Genomic DNA, 18,295 nt, shown 5'->3' with positions numbered 1-18,295 from the left:
AAGCACAAGCCGGTCAGGAGATCACCATGGCAACCGTTGCAGTAACAGACGAGACATTCGACGCCGAAGTCAAAAATTCCGATATCCCCGTTGTGGTGGATTTCTGGGCGCCCTGGTGCGGCCCGTGCAAACAGATCGGACCGTCGCTTGAAGAGCTGTCCTCTGAGATGGATGGCAAAGTGAAAATCGTCAAAGTCAACGTCGACGACAACCCCAATGCCCCCGCCCAGATGGGTGTGCGCGGCATCCCGGCGCTGTTCATTTTCAAAGACGGCCAGGTGGTCTCGAACATGGCAGGCGCCAAGCCGAAGGCTGCACTGCAGAGCTGGATCGAAGACGCGATCTGATCCCGGCAGAACGTCAGAATATCGGGCGTCCCGGTCGGGGCGCCCTTTTTCTTTGCGCCGGGGCTGCGCCCTTGTACCGCTGAGACGCCCGCGCCATATAGTCGGGCAGGGCGACAACAGGAGACGATCATGGCGCGCGAAGAATTTCCCGGCTGGCACGGTACGACAATCATCGGCGTCAAAAAGGGCGGCGAGGTTGTGATTGCCGGTGATGGTCAGGTCTCTCTGGGACAGACCGTGATTAAGGGATCCGCGCGCAAAGTGCGCCGTCTCAGCCCCGGGGGCTACGACGTTGTATGCGGATTTGCCGGTTCGACGGCGGATGCTTTTACCCTGCTGGAACGGCTGGAGACCAAGCTGGAGGCGACACCGGGCCAGCTGGCGCGTGCGAGCGTTGAGCTCGCCAAGGACTGGCGCACGGACAAATACCTGCAAAAGCTCGAGGCCATGCTGATTGTGTCGGATGGCACGGATATCTTTGTGATCACCGGCGCCGGCGACGTGCTGGAGCCCGAACACGATGTCACCGCCATCGGGTCCGGCGGCAATTATGCGCTGGCTGCAGCACGCGGCATGATGGACAGCGACAGGGATGCAGAAGCGGTTGCCCGCGATGCTATGGCGATTGCCGCCGATATCTGCGTTTACACCAACGGCAATCTGACGGTTGAAAAGATCACCAAATGATCGACAAGGACGACCTGCGCGCTTCTGTCGGAGCCGGTATTCTGACCGAAGCGCAGGCTGCTTCGCTGAAAGCCCTCGCGGACAGCCGGCGCGGTGCGCGCGAAAACCTCGAACCCGGTGATGAGCCGTTTGAGCTTTTCCGCGGTTTCAATGAGATTTTCATTGTCGTGGGTCTCGCAATCCTGACCAGTGGATGGATTGGCGTCGTGACATTCTCCACCATCGACAGCAGCGACATCCGCAACAGCCTCATTTACTCCGGACTTCTCGGGGCTGTCATCATCTGGCTGTTGTCCGAGTACTTTGTCCGCAGACGCAGAATGGTAGCGCCGGCAATTGCGCTGTCGCTGATGTTCGCTGCAAATGCCGGATACGGTTTCGCCGGCGGTCTGGCTGAAATTTTTATGGTAGCACAGGGGGATAACAGCTCTCTGGCGCTGCCCTTCATTCTCGCGACGGCGGCGATGCTGGCGTACTGGTACCGGTTCCGTGTTCCGTTTGCGCTGGCCATCATTGCGGTGATGGCTTTTGGCGTATCCATTCTGATCGCCGGAAACAGCAATGGCGCCCCATCCACAACCCGCGATCTCTTTCTGCTGTCAGCCGACGGGCCGTTCGCGCTGATTACGCTGGGCATTGGCATAGTCGTTTTTGCCATAGCGATGGCTTTTGACATGTCCGATCCCCACCGGGTGACCAGACGTGCGGCGAATGGCTTCTGGCTTCATGTTGTCGCCGCTCCCGCACTGGTCAACACGCTGGCGCTCAGCCTGCTTGAATCGTCAGGTGCCTGGTCAGACACTGTGCTGATTGCCGTAATGTCGCTCTTTGCGCTGGTCGCCATCATCATCGACAGACGGAGCTTTCTGATCGCTGCGATCAGTTACATCGTTGTGCTTTCGTCGACTGTTTTCGATGGCGAAGGCGCTGTCTTCACTGTGCTCCTGCTGGGAGCATTTCTGGTGTTTCTCGGAGCGCGCTGGGAAAGCATCCGCGCGCATCTGTTGCGCGCGCTGCCGGATTTTATCCCGAAACACCGCCTGCCGCCCAGTGTCTGAGGGCGACAGGGGTCTCTGACAGGTCAGCAGATCAGAAGGATGCGACAGCCAGCGGTACGTTATACTGCTCGCACCAGATCCAGACCTCATTGTAGTCATCCGGATTGATGCCGGCCGGCACTTCGTATGAAGAGGCGCCTTTGTTCGATTTCAGCAGGCCCATGAGCGTGTTTTTGTCATAACCGTTCTTGCCCAGCGCAATCTTGGGATCCGGTGCGCCGTCAAACTCAAAGTCGTCCAGCAGGTTGATGACATAGCCATCACCTTTTTTCGCGATTTCGGCGCGACCGGAAACGGCATAGCTGTTTTTCTTTTTGAATGCGGCAACACGTCCGTGTCCGCCTGCGAGAACAGGTTGAGCGATTGTTGCCGCAACGGCGGCGGCGGTCATATTGAGAAACTGGCGGCGATCCATGACAGGGTCCTTTCAGGTGCGTTTGGTGCATTCAACATACGCGGTCCTGCTTTTCGCAACAGATGCCTCTCTTCGTCGTGAACAACCGGGATCATTTCGTGTTCCTTGTTGCGTTTCCGGCCCTGATCCTTACATCCGTTGTAACAAACAGACCTCAGGACAGCGCTTTGACCGACCTTACCCCCCAGCAGATTGTTTCAGAACTCGACCGGTTTATCATCGGACAGAAAGACGCCAAACGTGCCGTTGCGGTCGCACTGCGGAATCGCTGGCGCCGTAAACAGCTCAGCGATGACCTGCGGGATGAAGTTTATCCCAAGAATATCCTGATGATCGGACCCACCGGGGTCGGCAAGACAGAAATCAGCCGCCGGCTGGCGAAACTGGCCCGCGCGCCTTTTCTCAAAGTTGAGGCCACCAAGTTCACCGAAGTGGGGTATGTCGGTCGTGACGTCGAGCAGATCATCCGTGATCTGGTAGACAGTGCCATCGCCATGGTGCGCGACCACATGCGCGAGGATGTGAAGACCAGTGCCCATGCTGCCGCCGAGGAACGGGTGATTGAAGCCATCGCAGGAACCGATGCCCGCGAAAGCACCCGCGAGATGTTCCGCAAGAAGCTCAAGGCGGGCGAGCTGGACGACACCGAGATCGAGCTGGACCTTGCCGATAATTCCAACCCCTTTGGCGGCATGATGGATATTCCTGGCCAGCCGAATATGGGCGGAGGCATGATGAACATCGGTGATCTTTTCGGCAAAGCGCTGGGCGGGCGCACCACCCGCAAGAAGATGACCGTGGCCCAGAGCTATGACATCCTGATCGGAGAAGAGGCCGACAAGCTTCTGGACGACGAATCCGTGACACGTGCTGCCATCGAGGCGGTTGAGCAGAATGGCATCGTTTTCCTTGATGAGATCGACAAGGTATGTGCCCGGTCTGATGCACGTGGTGGCGATGTCAGCCGCGAGGGCGTCCAGCGCGATCTGCTGCCGCTGATCGAAGGCACCACCGTCAGCACCAAACACGGACCCGTCAAAACGGACCACGTTCTGTTCATCGCCTCGGGCGCTTTCCACATCGCCAAACCCTCTGATCTGCTGCCGGAACTGCAGGGGCGTCTGCCGATCCGCGTCGAGCTGCGCGCGCTGACCGAAGAAGATTTTGTGCGCATTCTGACCGAAACTGATAACGCGCTGACCCTTCAGTACACAGCCCTGATGGGCACCGAAGCTGTGACCGTTTCCTTCGAGGAGGACGGCATCGCAGCACTGGCAAAAATCGCAGCAGATGTGAACCAGTCGGTCGAGAATATCGGTGCGCGGCGTCTTTACACCGTTATGGAACGCGTGTTCGAAGAGTTGTCCTTTTCCGCACCCGATCGCGGCGGCGAAGAAATCGTTGTGAACGCTGCCTTTGTCGAGAAGAACCTTGGTGAGCTGACCAGGTCCACTGACATCAGCCGCTACGTTCTTTAGGCTTCCAATCATCGTGGATGCCTGCGACAGGTGATCCATGGGATACCTGCGCTTTCTGATCGATAACCGGCTGTTTCTGCTGGCAGGGTTCCTGCTGTGCTTTACCTCGTCGTTTGGTCAGACGTATTTCATTTCGCTTTTCGCAGGCCAGATCAAAGAGGCCTTTGTTCTGACGGACGGACAATGGGGCGGGATCTATACGATCGGCACAACTCTGTCTGCGGTCACGATGATCTGGGCCGGTGCACTGACCGACCGGTTCAGGGTGCGGGGGCTGTCGCTGTGGGTCATGGTTCTGCTGGCACTGGCCTGTGTCGCGATGGCGACGGTGCAGTCTGCGGTTTTGCTGGTCTTTGTTGTCTATGCCCTGCGTCTGATGGGTCAGGGGATGATGTCGCAACTGGGTGCAGTGGCGATGTCGCGCTGGTTTACGGCTACGCGCGGCAGGGCAATTTCGCTTGCGTCGATGGGGTTTGCTGCCGGGCAGGCAGTGTTGCCCATCATCTTTGTCGGACTGATGCTCACACTGGACTGGCGGTGGCTGTGGATTGTTGCCGCCCTCTGCGTTGTGGCGGCCATCCCGCTGATGCAGGGGTTGCTGCGTCAGGAACGAACGCCGCAATCAATGTCTGACGACATGCAAAGCGTCGGGATGGGCGGGCGACACTGGACGCGGTCTGATCTGCTGAGGCACCCGCTGTTTTACTTTCTGGTCCCTCTCGTGCTCGGACCGTCTGCCTGGGGTACCGCACTCTTTTTCCAGCAGGTTCACCTGACCGAGGTCAAGGGCTGGAGCCTCGCGTCTTATGTGGCACTCATGCCCGTCTACACGCTCGCATCCATCGCATTTACCTTTATCACAGGATGGGCCGTCGACAGATTTGGCGTCAAATGGATTGTTCCCTTTCAGATGCTGCCCTTTGGCGTCTCTTTCCTGATCCTGTCGGTTGCTGATACGATTTTCATGGCCGGTATCGGTCTCGTAATTTTCGGGATCGGGCAGGGCATGCAGGGTACGGCGACAACCGCCTTCTGGGCTGTTTTCTACGGCACCCGTCACCTGGGTGCGATCAAGGCCGCCGCCGCCGCGCTGATGGTTTTCGGTTCAGCCATCGGTCCTGGCATAACGGGTGTGCTCATCGACTGGGGGATCAGCTTTCCTGACCAGATGGTTCCGATCTCGTTTTTCTATTTCGGCGGTGCGGCGCTGGCGGGGTTGGGAATCTACCGGTACCAGCGCGATCTGCCGGTCAGCGCATCCGTCTGAGATAGACATAATAGGCGCCACCGCCACCATGGCTGATATGCGCCTCGGACACCTGCAGAACCATGGACGACATCGGGGGGGATGCCAGCCATTGCGGCACCTGATGACGCAGAACCCCAAAACGTACCGGAATGGGGCCACCGTCATCGCGGTGTTTTCCCTTGCCCGTGATGACAAGAACGAGGCGCTTGCCGGATCCGTGCGATGACATGATGAACCGGTTAAGCGCGGTATGCGCGCGGTCCAGCGTCATACCATGCAGGTCGATCCGGCCTTCTGGTTTAAGTTTGCCGCGGGTCATTCTGGAAAAGGTTTTCTGGTCCATCTGAACCGGCGATCTTGCAATACTCTCAGGCAGTGAGGGTGCAAGATCATAACTGACCCGTCGGGCCGGGGGTTTCGGCAGCTGGTTTCGTTGTGCGGTCGGACTGGTTTTCAGGGCGGGCACAGGCTGCGGCCTGGGTGGCGGTGCAAATGCCTCGGGGTCAAAGGTCTCGGGTTTGCCCAGTGGCTCAGTTCTTTCAGTGACTTTCTTCCAGAGCGCGATTTCGTCAGGGCCGAGCTTGCGGCGGCTCACAACCCGCTCTCCGGCGCCATGGCCCATGCGCGCTGAATGGGCAACAGCACGAGCATGCGGCCCGGGTCTTTGAGCTGCCCCGCCGCGCGACCGGCTGCATCCCCTGTGCCAAAGAAAACATCGGCACGCTGTGCGCCCTTGATCGCGGACCCTGTATCCTGAGCAATCATCAGCCGTCGCATCGGACCAGCCCCGTCTTTTTCGATCCAGACCGGTGCACCCAGGGGCACAAATGCCGGATCGACCGCTATCGACCGCATCGGCGTCACCGACCGGTTCATTGCTCCAAGCGGACCCTTGTTTGCGGGCACGCGGCTGACTTCGCGGAAAAACACATAAGATGGATTGTGAAACAGCAGCTCCTGGCCCGCCACCGGGTTTTTGCGCACCCAGTTGCGGATAACCGTAGCGCTGACCTGATGGGCCTGAAAGACACCACGGCGAACCAGTTCTGCGCCGATAGACTTATAGGGATGACCATTGGCGCCGCTGTATCCGACCCGTACTTTGCCCCCGTCCGGCAGAGTAATCCGGCCTGAACCCTGGATCTGCAGAAAGAACAGCTCAACGGGGTCATCGACCCAGGCGATCTCCAGACCACGGCCCGCCAGCTTGTCTGTTTCGAGAAGCTCGCGACGGGAATACCACTGATCCACCTCGCGCGCCTCGGGCGGCATGGCATAAACCGGGTAACGGTATTTGCCTGACCTGCGAAGCGAGCCATTGAGTTCAGGTTCAAAATATCCGGTGAAAAGCCCGTCGTCGCCATCTGTGATCAGAACAGGCCGGAACAACAGTTCAAAGAAACGACGCGGATCGGGGTTGCTGGTGGCAAAGGCGCAGACGGCCTGCCAGTCCGGGTCAGTCATGTCTGCGCAGGTTGACCTGAACACCTCGAATGCCGATGCATGATCATCATCCGCCCAGCCATCAAGATCGTCGAAAGAAAGAACTTCGGCATGCACTTCTGGCGATGTCGGTTCAGCCAAAGCAGCCGCCCCGATCCAGAGTGCCGCCGCCGCCGACGTCAGGCGTCTGTGGATACGAGCTGCCAATTCGGATCATCCGAGCCCATCGTTCTGGCAAAAGACCAGGTATCTTTCTGCCGCTTCATTTCGGTGGTGCTGCCTTCAACGATTTCGCCTTCGCTGTTGCGTACGGCCGATGTCAGCTCACCGATGAAGCGGATGGTCAGCTCGGCCTCGTTGGTAACCGGGTCGAGGGTTGCATCCACCAGTTTCAGCTCGCGGACACCAATAAAATTCGCCTCAATGGTCAGTCCCTGGTCTTCGCGTGCTGCGACACCTTCGACAAATGAATCATAGATGTCTTCGGCGATGAATGGCTGAATGTCGTCAAGATCGCCGTTCTCATAACCCATGACGATCATTTCATACGCACCGCGCGCGCCGCCCAGGAATTCGGTCACGTTAAAAGACGGCTCGAGACGCTTCATCTCGGCCAGCGCTGTGGCCGCCGGGCTGTCCTCATCCACGTGATCTGTGATATCAAGATCAGGACCACCTTCGATTACTTCGAAATCATGTGTCCGTTCACTACGGCCGGTGACCTGCGCCTGAGACGGGGGTTTCTCAAAACCCTCACGTGTTCCCAGCACACTTTTCAGTCGCAAAATCAGAAAAACAGCGATGCCGGCAAGAACCAGAAGCTGTATCAGGGGCGAATTCATATAAACCTCATGCGGGGAACGTGTGGAAACGGGTATACAGAGAACTTATGTAGGTGCGGTGCACGCTCAAGTCCACCGTCGTGCCGACGAAAGGAAGGATCAAAATGTGGTTGTTTATCGCCTTTCTGGCTGTACCGCTGATTGAGATCACACTTTTTGTGCAGATCGGTGGCGCGATTGGTCTTGGCTGGACGCTCGTAACTGTCGTGCTGACAGCCATTCTCGGCACTTTTCTGGTGCGCAACCAGGGTGCTCTGGCGATGTCACAGTTGCGCGCGTCATTTTCGGAGCTTCAGGATCCGACCGAACCGCTGGTGCATGGTGCGATGATCCTTTTCTCCGGCGCCTTGCTGCTGACGCCCGGGTTTTTCACAGACGCGGTGGGTTTTCTGCTGCTGGTGCCGGCGTTTCGCACGTCGGTCTTTCATGCTGTCCGCAAACGGGTCAATGTCCAGACATTCAGCACTGGTCCGCACCCGGGTGCCGGGCGTCCCGGTACCGGTCCGCGCCGTGGAAACGGTGGCAATGGTGACATCATCGACGGCGAGTATTCCGAAGTACCCACTGACGCCGACAGGATCCGTAAACCCTCCGGCTGGACGGACCATTGAGATCATAAACCCAAGCTGTTAAGCGTGCGCTGATTTTTTATTCGCTCAGGAGCTCGCAATGGCAGACGAAGAAGCACAGGCACAACCGAACGGTCAACAGCCCCAGGTCCAGGCACCGCAGATGCGCGTGCTCGGTCAGTACATCCGGGACATGTCGTTTGAAAACATCATGGCGCAGAAAGGTGCTCCTGCTGACACTACGCCGGATGTGCAGGTGCAGGTTAATCTTGATGGCAAGAAGCGCGGTGCCGAAAACCAGTATGAATCTGTCATCAGGCTGAACATCACGTCGAAAGCCAAAGAGGGCGACACGACGCTTTTCGTGCTGGAAATCGAATATGCCGGCATTTTCCATATCGAAAATGTTCCCGAAGACCAGCTGCATCCTTTCCTGCTGATCGAATGCCCGCGGATGATCTTTCCGTTCCTGCGCCGCGTTGTCAGTGACATCACACGCGACGGGGGCTTCCCGCCGCTGAACCTGGAAAACATCGATTTCCTGTCACTATACCGCAATGAGCTTGCGCGCCGTCAGGCTGCCGAGACCGGAAAAGCAGACGCCTGAGTCAGGCTTTGGACCACAACGCGTCGTCGCCCAGCTTTGCCACAAATTCGGCATGGGCGGCGGCTTCTGCATCCGTAAGACGGGATGCAAGCGGTATGGGCCGTGGTCGCGGTGACCATTCAGGCACCGCATCTCCGCCAGAAGACTGAGACGAAGTCGACAGACCGAAGTCCGGCTGGCGCCCGCCGATCAGCTCCAGATACACCTCTGCCAGGATTTCGCTGTCCAGAAGCGCGCCGTGCAGCGTCCGCGAAGAATTGTCGATCCCGAACCGGCGGCACAGCGCATCCAGCGAAGCGGGTGATCCAGGGAACCGTTTGCGGGCAATCGCAAGCGTATCAATCGCCTGCTCCCACGGTATCTGGGGGAGGTTCATCCATTTCAGCTCGGCATTCAGGAATTTGATATCAAAGGCTGCGTTGTGAATGACCAGCTTTGCGTCACCAATAAAATCAAGAAAGGCCTGCCCGATTTCGGCAAACTTTGGTTTGTCCTTCAGAAAGTCGTCCCCGAGTCCATGAACCTGAAAGGCTTCTTCGGGCATGGCACGTTCCGGATTGATGTACTGATGATAGGTCCGGCCCGTCGCCATATGACCCATCAGCTCTACCGCTCCGATCTCCACGATCCGGTCGCCGGTTTCCGGGTCAAAACCTGTGGTTTCTGTATCGAGGACAACCTCACGCATCTGCTGATGCCTCTCTGATCTGCCTGACGATATTCTGCACCTGCTGGCGGGCATGTTCAATCGTATCTGTCGTCACGACAAAGTCTGATCTCGCGCATTTCTCTGCCGCTGGCATCTGTTTTTCCCGAATGGCCAGAAACTGTTCACGGGTCATTTTACCCCGCGCCAGAACACGTTTTTCCTGTTCTTCGTCTGACACGAAAACACAGACCACCGTATCGGCAATGCCTTCTCCGCCGGTTTCAAACAACAACGGAATATCCAGAACCGCTATGTCGGTTGCTGTGGCTTTCAGAAAAGCAACCCGATCCGCGGCAACAAGCGGATGCACAATGTCTTCGATTTTTTTCAGCGCGTCCGGATCTGCTGATATGATTTTCCGCAGCCGGTCCCGTGAAACAGCGTCGGAAATAATTGCCTCGGGAAAGAGCCTTGATACAGGTGCAACAGCCGCCCCGCCCGGTTCATACAGACGGTGCACGGCAGCATCGGCGTCCCACACCGCACATCCCTCGTCGGCGAACATCTGAGCGGTGGTCGATTTCCCCATACCGATCGATCCTGTGAGGGCGATCACGTGGGTCATCCCAGCACAGCACGCCGCAGTTCGTCATCGACCACCGGTTCGGTGCCAAACCAGCGGGTAAATCCCGGCGCACCCTGATGCAGCAGCATCCCGAGCCCGTCCACAGCAGTGCACCCGACAGCGGCTGCCTGCCTGAGCAATTCTGTCTGCAGCGGTGTGTAAACGAGATCGGTGACAACGGTTTGTCTGCTCAGAGTCTGCAAACTGAGCTCCAGAGGTGGTTTGCCGACCATACCCAGAGATGTCGTGTTCACAAGCAAACCTGCGTCCGGGAAGCTCTGGGATATGTTTTCCCAGGGGTGAACGACCACCTTCTCTCCAAAATCTCTCCGCAGTTGTTCTGCACGTGCGATGGTCCGGTTGCTCAGACGTATTTCCGGCACACCTGCATCGAGAAGGGCCACGATCACCGCCCGCGCCGCGCCCCCCGCGCCAAGAACGACCGCAGGCCCCGAAGTGGGCTCCCATGCAGGAGCGCCAGCCTGAAGATTGTTCAGAAACCCGTACCCGTCCGTATTGTCCGCCTCGATTTTTCCATCCGGCAAAAACGTCAGCGTATTTGCGGCACCGATCCGCCGCGCGCGATCGGTTGCGACATCAGCCAGTTCCAGGACCTGCTCTTTGTGTGGGATCGTAACATTGACACCGACAAAGCCGGCACGGGGCAGGGATCGCAACACGCTTTCCAGATCTTCCGGCGAGACATCCATCGGAATGTAGAAACCAGGCAGATTGTTTGTTGTCAGCCAGTGACCGTGCAGTTGTGGTGACCGGGAATGCGCAATCGGTGATCCGATGACACCGGCCAATGGGATTTTGTGTCCGCTCATTTTTCCAGATCTCCCCGCAACGTCAGCCAGGACAGCAGTTCAAGCAGCGGCAGCCCCAGGACGTTAAAATAGTCACCTTCGATCCGGGTGAACAGACGAACACCTTCTTCTTCGAGCTTATAGGCCCCGACAGCGTGTCGGATACTGTCCCAGTTCCGGTCAACATAGCCACGGATGTATGCGTCAGAAGCGTCACGCATATGCAGTCTGACCTGACCGATGTGCCGCCACAACGGTTTTCCGTCCTCGCACACAACCGCCGCAGAGAGCAGCATATGCCGACCTGACCGCATAGACCGGAGCTGGGTCACTGCGTCATCCGGCGTCCGGGGTTTTGACAGAATTTCCCCATCATGGTCCAGCACCTGGTCACACCCCAGCACGAGTGCACCCGGGTTTTTCTCACTGATTTTGCGTGCTTTCAGCTCTGCAAGGGTATCGGCGACATCGCGTGGCCGTGCCTGTTCTGCCAGAAGGGAATCGCGTACCATATCCTCGTCGATACGGGCTGGTTCCACGCGATGGGGGACACCTGCCTGTGTCAGCAGCGCTGACCGTATCGCAGACCCTGATGCCAGGACGATTGTGTGTGACATGTGGAAAAGCCTGTGTGCAGCGTTAAGGATATTTTAAGAGTTATGAATGTGGTCAGAGCGTTTCGCCATGGTCCGTCTATAAATCATCTTTCGCCAGGGTTTTACCAGGGATTTGATACAGCTCTGATAAGGATAAAACAGAAGGTGTGCATAAACCGGCTTCCACGAGGATATCCACAGGTTTATTTCGTCAAATCACTCTTAAGACAGATCTAACCTATTGTTAAATATAATATAAATTTTCCTGCTGGTTTCTCCCCGTGTTCGGGGACAATTTTCTCCACCTGTTCAGAACAGATGGGATGACACGTTAATCCCCAGAAACCGCCGCCCCTACAAAATCATCATCCTTTTCTCTTTCTTTATTAATTATTAAGAGAAGTTCAGATTGGAGTTTCCGGTGTCAGACTTTCTTGCTCAGAGCTATCCATGGATCAAGGCATTCCATATTATGTCGGTGATTGCCTGGATGGCCGGTCTCTTTTATCTGCCCAGACTGTTTGTCTATCACACTGAACAGGTCGGCCAAAGTGGTGAAACTCACGAGATGTTTCAGACCATGGAACGTCGCCTTCTCAAAGCAATAATGAATCCGGCGATGATAGCGACATGGGTTTTTGGTCTGTGTCTGGTGTTCACGCCCGGGATTGTCAGCTGGGATGAGATATGGCCATGGACCAAAGCCGGTGGCGTACTTGGGATGACGTGGTTTCATCACTGGCTGGGATTGCGCCGTAAAGAGTTTATGCGGGCAGAGAATGCCCTGACAGGCCGGCAGTACCGGATGATGAACGAAGTCCCGACCGTACTGATGGTCGTCATCGTGCTCTCGGTGGTCGTACGCTTCTGATCCGATTGACTCGTGGACTGGCTGTCACTATGTCTTTCTCACCACCCCGTCCGGGGATGGCGCAGACCTTACATTCAGAATGACAGACCACACGGGAGGTTCCGCGTGTGGCTATGGATAGTTTCATGACATCAGAAAACAACGACACCCCGGTCCAGGATGGCCCCCTCGAGACGCTTAACCTGGCGGATCTGAAGCGGAAGAGCCCCAAGGATCTGCTGGCGATGGCAGAGGATCTGGAGATCGAAAACGCCTCGACCATGCGTAAGGGCGAGATGATGTTCCAGATCCTTCGTGAACGCGCGGACGAGGGCTGGGAAATCTCCGGTGATGGCGTGCTGGAAGTTCTGCAGGACGGGTTTGGGTTCCTGCGGTCGCCAGAGGCAAACTATCTGCCCGGTCCTGATGATATTTATGTGTCTCCGGAGATGATCCGCAAATACTCGCTGCGGACGGGTGACACGATCGAAGGTGTGATCAAGGCACCGGATGATAATGAACGTTACTTCGGCCTGATCGATGTCACGCGGATCAACTTTGAAGATCCGGAGAAGGCCCGCCACAAGGTTGCCTTTGAAAACCTGACGCCGCTTTATCCGGACGAGCGCCTGACCATGGAAACTGAGGATCCGACGGTCAAGGACCGTTCTTCGCGGATCATCGATCTTGTCGCACCTATCGGCAAAGGTCAGCGGTCGCTTATCGTTGCGCCGCCGCGGACCGGTAAAACCGTGCTGTTGCAGAACATCGCGAACTCGATCGAACGCAATCACCCGGAATGCTATCTCATCGTGCTGCTGATTGACGAACGGCCCGAAGAGGTCACCGACATGCAGCGCTCGGTTAAGGGAGAGGTTGTCTCCTCGACCTTTGACGAGCCGGCAACGCGTCACGTGGCCGTCTCCGACATGGTGATCGAAAAGGCGAAACGGCTCGTTGAACACAAGCGGGATGTTGTCATCCTGCTCGATTCCATCACCCGACTGGGCCGGGCCTTTAATACGGTCGTTCCGTCCTCTGGTAAAGTTCTGACCGGTGGTGTGGATGCGAATGCTCTGCAACGCCCCAAGCGTTTCTTTGGTGCCGCCCGGAATATCGAAGAGGGTGGTTCACTGACCATCATCGCCACGGCCCTGATCGATACAGGCAGCCGCATGGACGAGGTGATCTTTGAAGAATTCAAGGGCACCGGTAACTCGGAGATTGTTCTGGACCGGAAGGTCGCTGACAAACGCGTCTTCCCGGCGATGGATATTCTGAAATCCGGCACCCGGAAAGAAGACCTGCTTGTCGACAAAATCGATCTGCAGAAAACCTTTGTTCTGCGCCGTATTCTGAACCCGATGGGTACGACAGATGCGATTGAATTCCTGTTGTCCAAGCTGAAACAAACTAAGAGCAACTCGGAGTTCTTCGATTCTATGAATACGTAACTTATTGTTTTAAAACAGTGGGTTAATAAGATGGATACGATTTTTGCCCAGGCAACTGCTCAGGGCCGGGCCGGTGTTTCTGTCATCAGGATTTCGGGACCGCGTGCGTGGCAGGCGGGCGCTGCTATGGCGGGCTCATTGCCATCAGTGCGTCATAGCGGGTTGCGTCAACTGAAGGATGCTCATGACGTCCTTCTGGACGAAGCTCTTGTTCTGACGTTCCGGGCGCCTGAGAGCTTCACAGGCGAAGACGTTGTCGAGCTCCATACGCATGGCAGTACGGCAGTGGTGCAGGCTGTTTTGCACCAGCTGTCCGGCACAGAAGGTCTGCGACTTGCAGAGTCCGGGGAATTCACCCGTCGTGCGATGGAGAACGGCCGCCTTGATCTCGCCCAGGTGGAAGGTCTGGCGGATCTGATCGATGCAGAAACCGAGGCACAGAGGCGCCAGGCCCTGAGGGTTTTCAGCGGCGCACTGGGAGATAAGGTCGAAGGTTGGCGTTCTGATCTCATCCGGTCGGCCTCGCTGCTTGAGGCTACAATTGATTTCGCTGACGAAGATGTGCCGGTTGATGTAACGCCTGAGGTCACAATCCTGCTTGATAGGGTTCAGCAGGAACTGCGGTCAGAAATCGCGGGCTCTTTTGTGGCTGAACGCATCCGGACGGGTTTTGAAGTTGCAATTGTCGGGCCACCGAACGCAGGAAAATCGACGCTGCTGAACCGACTGGCAGGACGTGATGCGGCCATCACGTCAGAGATTGCCGGAACCACGAGAGACGTTATCGAAGTTCGGATGGATCTGAAGGGACTGCCCGTTACTTTTCTTGATACCGCGGGGCTTCGCGAAAGTGAGGATGTCGTTGAAACAATCGGCATAGAGCGGGCGGTTCAGCGAGCGGAAGCTGCAGACCTGAGGGTTATTCTGTCTGAGGCTAACGAGCAGCTGTTGATTGTACCAAAGCCCCAGGATGTTGTGGTTTCCCCTAAATCTGACCTGACGGGTGATACAATCAATGGGGTTTCCGGTGTTACAGGAGAAGGTGTGTCGGCGCTTATCGAGCGGATTCGCACGGTACTTCAGGACAGAACTTCAGTTGCTGGTCTGGCGACGCATGAGAGGCACCGTTCGGCCATGCAACAGTCGCAGGGATATCTTGACGCTGTCAGGGACATCCTTTCGCAGGGTCCGGAGAGTTATGATATAGCAGCAGAGGAACTCCGATCAGCGATTCGAGCATTGGAAGCCCTTATCGGGCGCATCGACGTGGAAAATCTGCTGGACGAGATTTTTTCAAGCTTTTGCCTTGGCAAGTGATGGAGTGTTTCACGTGAAACAATTCGACGTTCTGGTTATTGGTGGCGGACACGCTGGCGCGGAGGCGGCACATGCGGCTGCGCGGATGGGTGCCCGTACGGCCCTTGTAACCATGTCGGAAGCCGGGATCGGTGTAATGTCCTGCAATCCGGCGATTGGTGGGTTGGGCAAGGGGCATCTGGTGCGTGAAATTGATGCGCTTGACGGCGTAATGGGTCGGGTTGCGGACAAGGCCGGTATTCAGTTCCGCTTGCTTAACAGACGCAAAGGGCCCGCAGTACAGGGACCCAGAGCGCAATCTGATCGACAAATCTATCAGTCAGAGATGCTCAGGGAAACGAGGGCTCGCGAAAACCTGGATATTGTTATTGGCGAGGTGACTGACTTTTTGATGTCAGGGAGCCGTGTTTGCGGAGTTATCCTGCACGATGGATCAGAAATTCCCGCGGCTTCAGTTGTTCTGACAACCGGAACTTTTCTGCGAGGTGTTATCCATATTGGCGATATTTCCAGACCTGGTGGGCGTATGGGCGACAAGGCCTCTGTCAAACTTGCTGAAAGAATTGATTCCTTTGATCTACCGCTTGGAAGGCTGAAAACTGGCACACCGCCACGTCTGGACAGCAGTACGATCCGCTGGGATGCGCTGGAGGATCAGCCGGGCGATGAGGATCCGACACTCTTTTCTTTTCTTTCCACAGGCGTATCCGCCCGTCAGGTGTCCTGTGGCATCACGCACACGAATGAAAAAACGCACAATATTATTCGCGAAAATCTTGATCGGTCTGCCATGTATGGCGGCCATATCGATGGCATTGGGCCACGATACTGCCCGTCGATTGAAGATAAAATCGTAAGATTTGCGGATAAAACATCTCATCAGATCTTTCTGGAACCAGAAGGGCTGACAACAAATACCGTTTATCCCAACGGCATTTCGACTTCTTTGCCCGAAGATGTGCAGTCAGAGTATGTGAACTCCATTTTTGGTCTGGAGAATGCAGTGATACTTCAACCCGGTTATGCGATCGAATACGACTACGTCGATCCCCGGGCGCTGGACGGTACGCTGGCGCTCCGAGATATTCAGGGTTTGTACCTTGCCGGCCAGATAAACGGGACAACCGGATATGAGGAGGCCGCCGCACAGGGCCTGGTTGCCGGCTTGAATGCAGCAAGCGCTGCTGCCGGGGGAGATCCGGTGAGTTTCTCAAGGTCAGAGAGTTACATCGGGGTAATGATTGACGATCTGACGACGCGGGGCGTTACAGAGCCGTATCGTATGTTCACATCCCGGGCAGAGTTTCGCCTGTCATTGCGGGCGGACAACGCAGATCAACGCCTGACGCCAAAGGGCATTGACATCGGGTGCGTCAGTGATGAGCGAAAGCAGGTGTTCGGAGAAAAGCTTGGAAAGCTTAATGCTGCGCGCGATATCCTGACGGATCGGGTGTTTACGCCGTCACAGGCGTCTTCTGCGGGGATCAAAGTCAATCAGGATGGATCTCGTCGGACGGCCATGCAGCTGCTGGCTTTCCCAGATGTGGATTTTGATGTGATAACAGGCCTCGACGATCGTTTTGAAGCGTTGGACACAGAAACGAAACGTCAGATGGAGCGTGAAGCACTGTACGCCAATTATATTCAGCGGCAGCAAAGAGATATCGATCTTCTTCGCAAAGATGAAGCACAGAAAATTCCTGCAGATTTTGACTATGCATGTCTGGAAGGTTTATCCCGGGAGTTGCAGATCAAGCTGGCCGCGGCACAACCGGAGACGCTTGCTCAGGCCGGGCGTATTGATGGTATGACACCGGCGGCGCTGACGCTGATACTTGCGAGACTGCGTCAGAACAGAAGACGCCAGACTGCATGAGAATGGATCAAGCCGCGCCCTTTGATGTTTCACGTGAAACAATGGAGCGCCTCGAAGCGCTTCATGACCTTGTCCTGAAATGGACACCCAGAATAAATCTGATATCTAAATCAAGTGTCCAGCACTTGTGGGATCGCCATATATGGGATTCGGCGCAGATTATTCCTCTGGAATTTCCCGGCGATGCATGGGTCGATATTGGCAGTGGTGGGGGGTTTCCTGGCCTGGTGGCTGCTGTATTTGCAAAGGAACGGTTTCCGGCGCGGTATACCCGAATGATAGAAAGTGACCAGCGAAAGGCCGCTTTTCTACGGACAGTCATCCGGGAACTGGATCTGAACGCCAGTGTTCTGGTGGCGCGGATCGAAGAAGCGGTTCCAGAGAATGCTGATGTCCTTTCAGCCCGCGCACTTGCAGACCTGACCAACCTGCTCGGTTTTGCAGAACGTCATCTGAAGCCCGATGGAACTGCGGTTTTTTTCAAGGGAGAATCCTGGCAGAAAGAGGTCAGCGCGGCGCAGGAATCCTGGTCATTTTCGCTGGTATCGCATACAAGTATTTCAAACCCCGCTGCTGCCGTTCTTGAGATAAAGGAAATCAAGCGTGTCTGATCTGTCGCGTCCTCACGGTCCGAAAATAATAGCGATAGCAAACCAGAAGGGCGGCGTTGGAAAGACCACCACTACAATTAATCTGGCAGCGGCACTTGCCGAAGCCGGATCCCGTGTTCTGGTAATTGACCTCGATCCGCAGGGCAACGCATCCACGGGGTTGGGCATCGAAGTGGACGACCGGAAGTACACAACATATGATCTTTTGTTGGATGATATACCACTACATGATGTGGTTCTGCCGACCGTGACACCAAACCTGATGATCGTGCCGGCGACGGTTGATCTCAGCTCGGCGGATATAGAACTGATGTCTAATGAAAAGCGCAGTTTTCTGCTGCACGATGCTCTCCGCCAGACACCGATGGATGAATTCCGGCTGGATTACATCCTGATTGACTGCCCTCCGTCGCTCAACCTGCTGACTGTAAATGCGATGATCGCGGCGCATTCTGTTCTGGTGCCTTTGCAGAGTGAATTCTTTGCGCTCGAGGGTCTGTCACAACTGATGCTGACCATCCGCGAGGTACGCCAGACCGGGAATAAAGATCTGCGCATTGAGGGCATCGTTCTGACGATGTTTGACCAGCGGAACAATCTGTCTGGCGCGGTGGAGCAGGACGCCCGGGAAAACCTCGGGGAACTGGTATTCCGGACGCGGATTCCGCGCAACGTGCGGGTCAGCGAGGCACCGTCTTATGCCATGCCTGTGCTGACCTATGATACGACCTCAAAAGGAGCGCAGGCGTACAGAGCCCTGGCGCGTGAGGTATTGGATAAAAACAGGGTGCATGCAGCCTAGAGGGAGCAGGT

General features: G+C 56.3%; 21 protein-coding genes. 13 read left to right on the top strand and 8 right to left on the bottom strand.

What is annotated here, in order from left to right:
• The first annotated feature begins 26 nt into the window (after positions 1-26).
• The 3 genes from trxA to Q0792_RS12430 all read left to right on the top strand — a co-directional run bounded on the left by trxA (position 27) and on the right by Q0792_RS12430 (position 2,092).
• Complete coding sequence (trxA, locus tag Q0792_RS12440; RefSeq protein ID WP_298840873.1) at positions 27-347, top strand: thioredoxin; 321 nt, start codon at positions 27-29, stop codon at positions 345-347.
• Between the two features lie 129 nt (positions 348-476).
• Entirely contained in the window at positions 477-1,034 is a 558-nt protein-coding gene (hslV, locus tag Q0792_RS12435; protein WP_298840870.1) for an ATP-dependent protease subunit HslV, read from the top strand.
• Positions 1,031-2,092, top strand: coding sequence for a hypothetical protein (locus tag Q0792_RS12430; RefSeq protein ID WP_298840867.1), 1,062 nt, complete (start codon positions 1,031-1,033; stop codon positions 2,090-2,092). Before hslV ends, Q0792_RS12430 begins: the two co-directional genes overlap by 4 nt.
• Positions 2,093-2,123: 31 nt before the next feature.
• Here Q0792_RS12430 and Q0792_RS12425 read toward each other — a convergent pair whose 3' ends face one another.
• Complete coding sequence (locus Q0792_RS12425; protein ID WP_298840862.1) at positions 2,124-2,507, bottom strand: DM13 domain-containing protein; 384 nt, start codon at positions 2,505-2,507, stop codon at positions 2,124-2,126.
• A gap of 167 nt (positions 2,508-2,674) precedes the next feature.
• Between Q0792_RS12425 and hslU the strand changes: the two genes are divergently transcribed.
• Both hslU and Q0792_RS12415 read left to right on the top strand, forming a co-directional pair.
• On the top strand, positions 2,675-3,985 hold the full coding sequence (hslU, locus tag Q0792_RS12420; protein WP_298840859.1) for an ATP-dependent protease ATPase subunit HslU: 1,311 nt from the start codon (positions 2,675-2,677) through the stop codon (positions 3,983-3,985).
• Positions 3,986-4,022: 37 nt separating this feature from the next.
• The gene (locus Q0792_RS12415) at positions 4,023-5,252 is read left to right on the top strand and encodes an MFS transporter (RefSeq protein ID WP_298840856.1); all 1,230 of its coding nucleotides are present in this window, start codon (positions 4,023-4,025) and stop codon (positions 5,250-5,252) included.
• Here the strand turns inward: Q0792_RS12415 and Q0792_RS12410 are convergent.
• From Q0792_RS12410 to Q0792_RS12400, 3 genes are read right to left on the bottom strand one after another with little or no spacing between them, the layout of a single operon-like run.
• Entirely contained in the window at positions 5,236-5,829 is a 594-nt protein-coding gene (locus tag Q0792_RS12410) for a Smr/MutS family protein (RefSeq protein WP_298840853.1), read from the bottom strand. The two genes, Q0792_RS12415 and Q0792_RS12410, sit on opposite strands and share 17 nt — an antisense overlap.
• The gene (locus tag Q0792_RS12405; RefSeq protein WP_298841878.1) at positions 5,826-6,833 is read right to left on the bottom strand and encodes an MltA domain-containing protein; all 1,008 of its coding nucleotides are present in this window, start codon (positions 6,831-6,833) and stop codon (positions 5,826-5,828) included. Before Q0792_RS12405 ends, Q0792_RS12410 begins: the two co-directional genes overlap by 4 nt.
• 23 nt (positions 6,834-6,856) lie before the next feature.
• Positions 6,857-7,519, bottom strand: a complete 663-nt coding sequence (locus Q0792_RS12400) for a Tim44/TimA family putative adaptor protein (protein ID WP_298840850.1) — start codon at positions 7,517-7,519, stop codon at positions 6,857-6,859.
• Positions 7,520-7,623: 104 nt separating this feature from the next.
• Here Q0792_RS12400 and Q0792_RS12395 point away from each other — a divergent pair, with 104 nt between their 5' ends.
• Both Q0792_RS12395 and secB read left to right on the top strand, forming a co-directional pair.
• Complete coding sequence (locus Q0792_RS12395; protein WP_298840847.1) at positions 7,624-8,130, top strand: FxsA family protein; 507 nt, start codon at positions 7,624-7,626, stop codon at positions 8,128-8,130.
• Between the two features lie 58 nt (positions 8,131-8,188).
• Positions 8,189-8,695 carry a protein-export chaperone SecB gene (secB, locus tag Q0792_RS12390; RefSeq protein WP_298840844.1) on the top strand — a complete coding sequence of 169 codons (507 nt, stop codon included), beginning with the start codon at positions 8,189-8,191 and terminating at the stop codon, positions 8,693-8,695.
• Between the two features lies 1 nt (position 8,696).
• On the opposite strand, the gene dnaQ is transcribed toward secB, so the two are convergent.
• The 4 genes from dnaQ to Q0792_RS12370 are packed head-to-tail and all read right to left on the bottom strand — an operon-like array spanning position 8,697 to position 11,395.
• Positions 8,697-9,383: a DNA polymerase III subunit epsilon gene (dnaQ, locus tag Q0792_RS12385; RefSeq protein ID WP_298840842.1), complete on the bottom strand. Its 687-nt coding sequence runs from the start codon at positions 9,381-9,383 to the stop codon at positions 8,697-8,699.
• Positions 9,376-9,969, bottom strand: a complete 594-nt coding sequence (coaE, locus tag Q0792_RS12380) for a dephospho-CoA kinase (RefSeq protein WP_298840839.1) — start codon at positions 9,967-9,969, stop codon at positions 9,376-9,378. Before coaE ends, dnaQ begins: the two co-directional genes overlap by 8 nt.
• A complete protein-coding gene (locus Q0792_RS12375) occupies positions 9,966-10,799 on the bottom strand; it encodes a shikimate dehydrogenase (protein WP_298840837.1) in 834 nt (277 codons plus the stop codon). Before Q0792_RS12375 ends, coaE begins: the two co-directional genes overlap by 4 nt.
• Positions 10,796-11,395 (bottom strand): nucleoside triphosphate pyrophosphatase, encoded by a 600-nt coding sequence (locus Q0792_RS12370; protein ID WP_298840835.1) that lies wholly within the window; start codon positions 11,393-11,395, stop codon positions 10,796-10,798. Before Q0792_RS12370 ends, Q0792_RS12375 begins: the two co-directional genes overlap by 4 nt.
• Before the next feature lie 400 nt (positions 11,396-11,795).
• Between Q0792_RS12370 and hemJ the strand changes: the two genes are divergently transcribed.
• From hemJ to Q0792_RS12340, 6 genes are all read left to right on the top strand, one after another.
• On the top strand, positions 11,796-12,245 hold the full coding sequence (gene hemJ, locus Q0792_RS12365; RefSeq protein WP_298840833.1) for a protoporphyrinogen oxidase HemJ: 450 nt from the start codon (positions 11,796-11,798) through the stop codon (positions 12,243-12,245).
• Between the two features lie 125 nt (positions 12,246-12,370).
• Positions 12,371-13,678, top strand: a complete 1,308-nt coding sequence (gene rho / locus Q0792_RS12360) for a transcription termination factor Rho (protein WP_298840830.1) — start codon at positions 12,371-12,373, stop codon at positions 13,676-13,678.
• A 30-nt stretch (positions 13,679-13,708) separates the two neighbouring features.
• Positions 13,709-14,995, top strand: a complete 1,287-nt coding sequence (gene mnmE, locus Q0792_RS12355; protein WP_298840828.1) for a tRNA uridine-5-carboxymethylaminomethyl(34) synthesis GTPase MnmE — start codon at positions 13,709-13,711, stop codon at positions 14,993-14,995.
• Positions 14,996-14,999: 4 nt separating this feature from the next.
• Complete coding sequence (gene mnmG, locus Q0792_RS12350; RefSeq protein ID WP_298840825.1) at positions 15,000-16,871, top strand: tRNA uridine-5-carboxymethylaminomethyl(34) synthesis enzyme MnmG; 1,872 nt, start codon at positions 15,000-15,002, stop codon at positions 16,869-16,871.
• A 2-nt stretch (positions 16,872-16,873) separates the two neighbouring features.
• Positions 16,874-17,482, top strand: a complete 609-nt coding sequence (gene rsmG / locus Q0792_RS12345) for a 16S rRNA (guanine(527)-N(7))-methyltransferase RsmG (RefSeq protein WP_298841877.1) — start codon at positions 16,874-16,876, stop codon at positions 17,480-17,482.
• On the top strand, positions 17,475-18,284 hold the full coding sequence (locus Q0792_RS12340) for a ParA family protein (protein ID WP_298840822.1): 810 nt from the start codon (positions 17,475-17,477) through the stop codon (positions 18,282-18,284). The genes rsmG and Q0792_RS12340 overlap by 8 nt, the downstream gene beginning before the upstream one ends.
• Positions 18,285-18,295: the final 11 nt, after the last annotated feature.

Source organism: uncultured Roseobacter sp., assembly GCF_947495025.1.
Taxonomy (GTDB): domain Bacteria; phylum Pseudomonadota; class Alphaproteobacteria; order Rhodobacterales; family Rhodobacteraceae; genus Roseobacter.
Note: the sequence above shows the minus strand (reverse complement) of the source record. Positions and strands in the feature narration are given on the sequence as shown.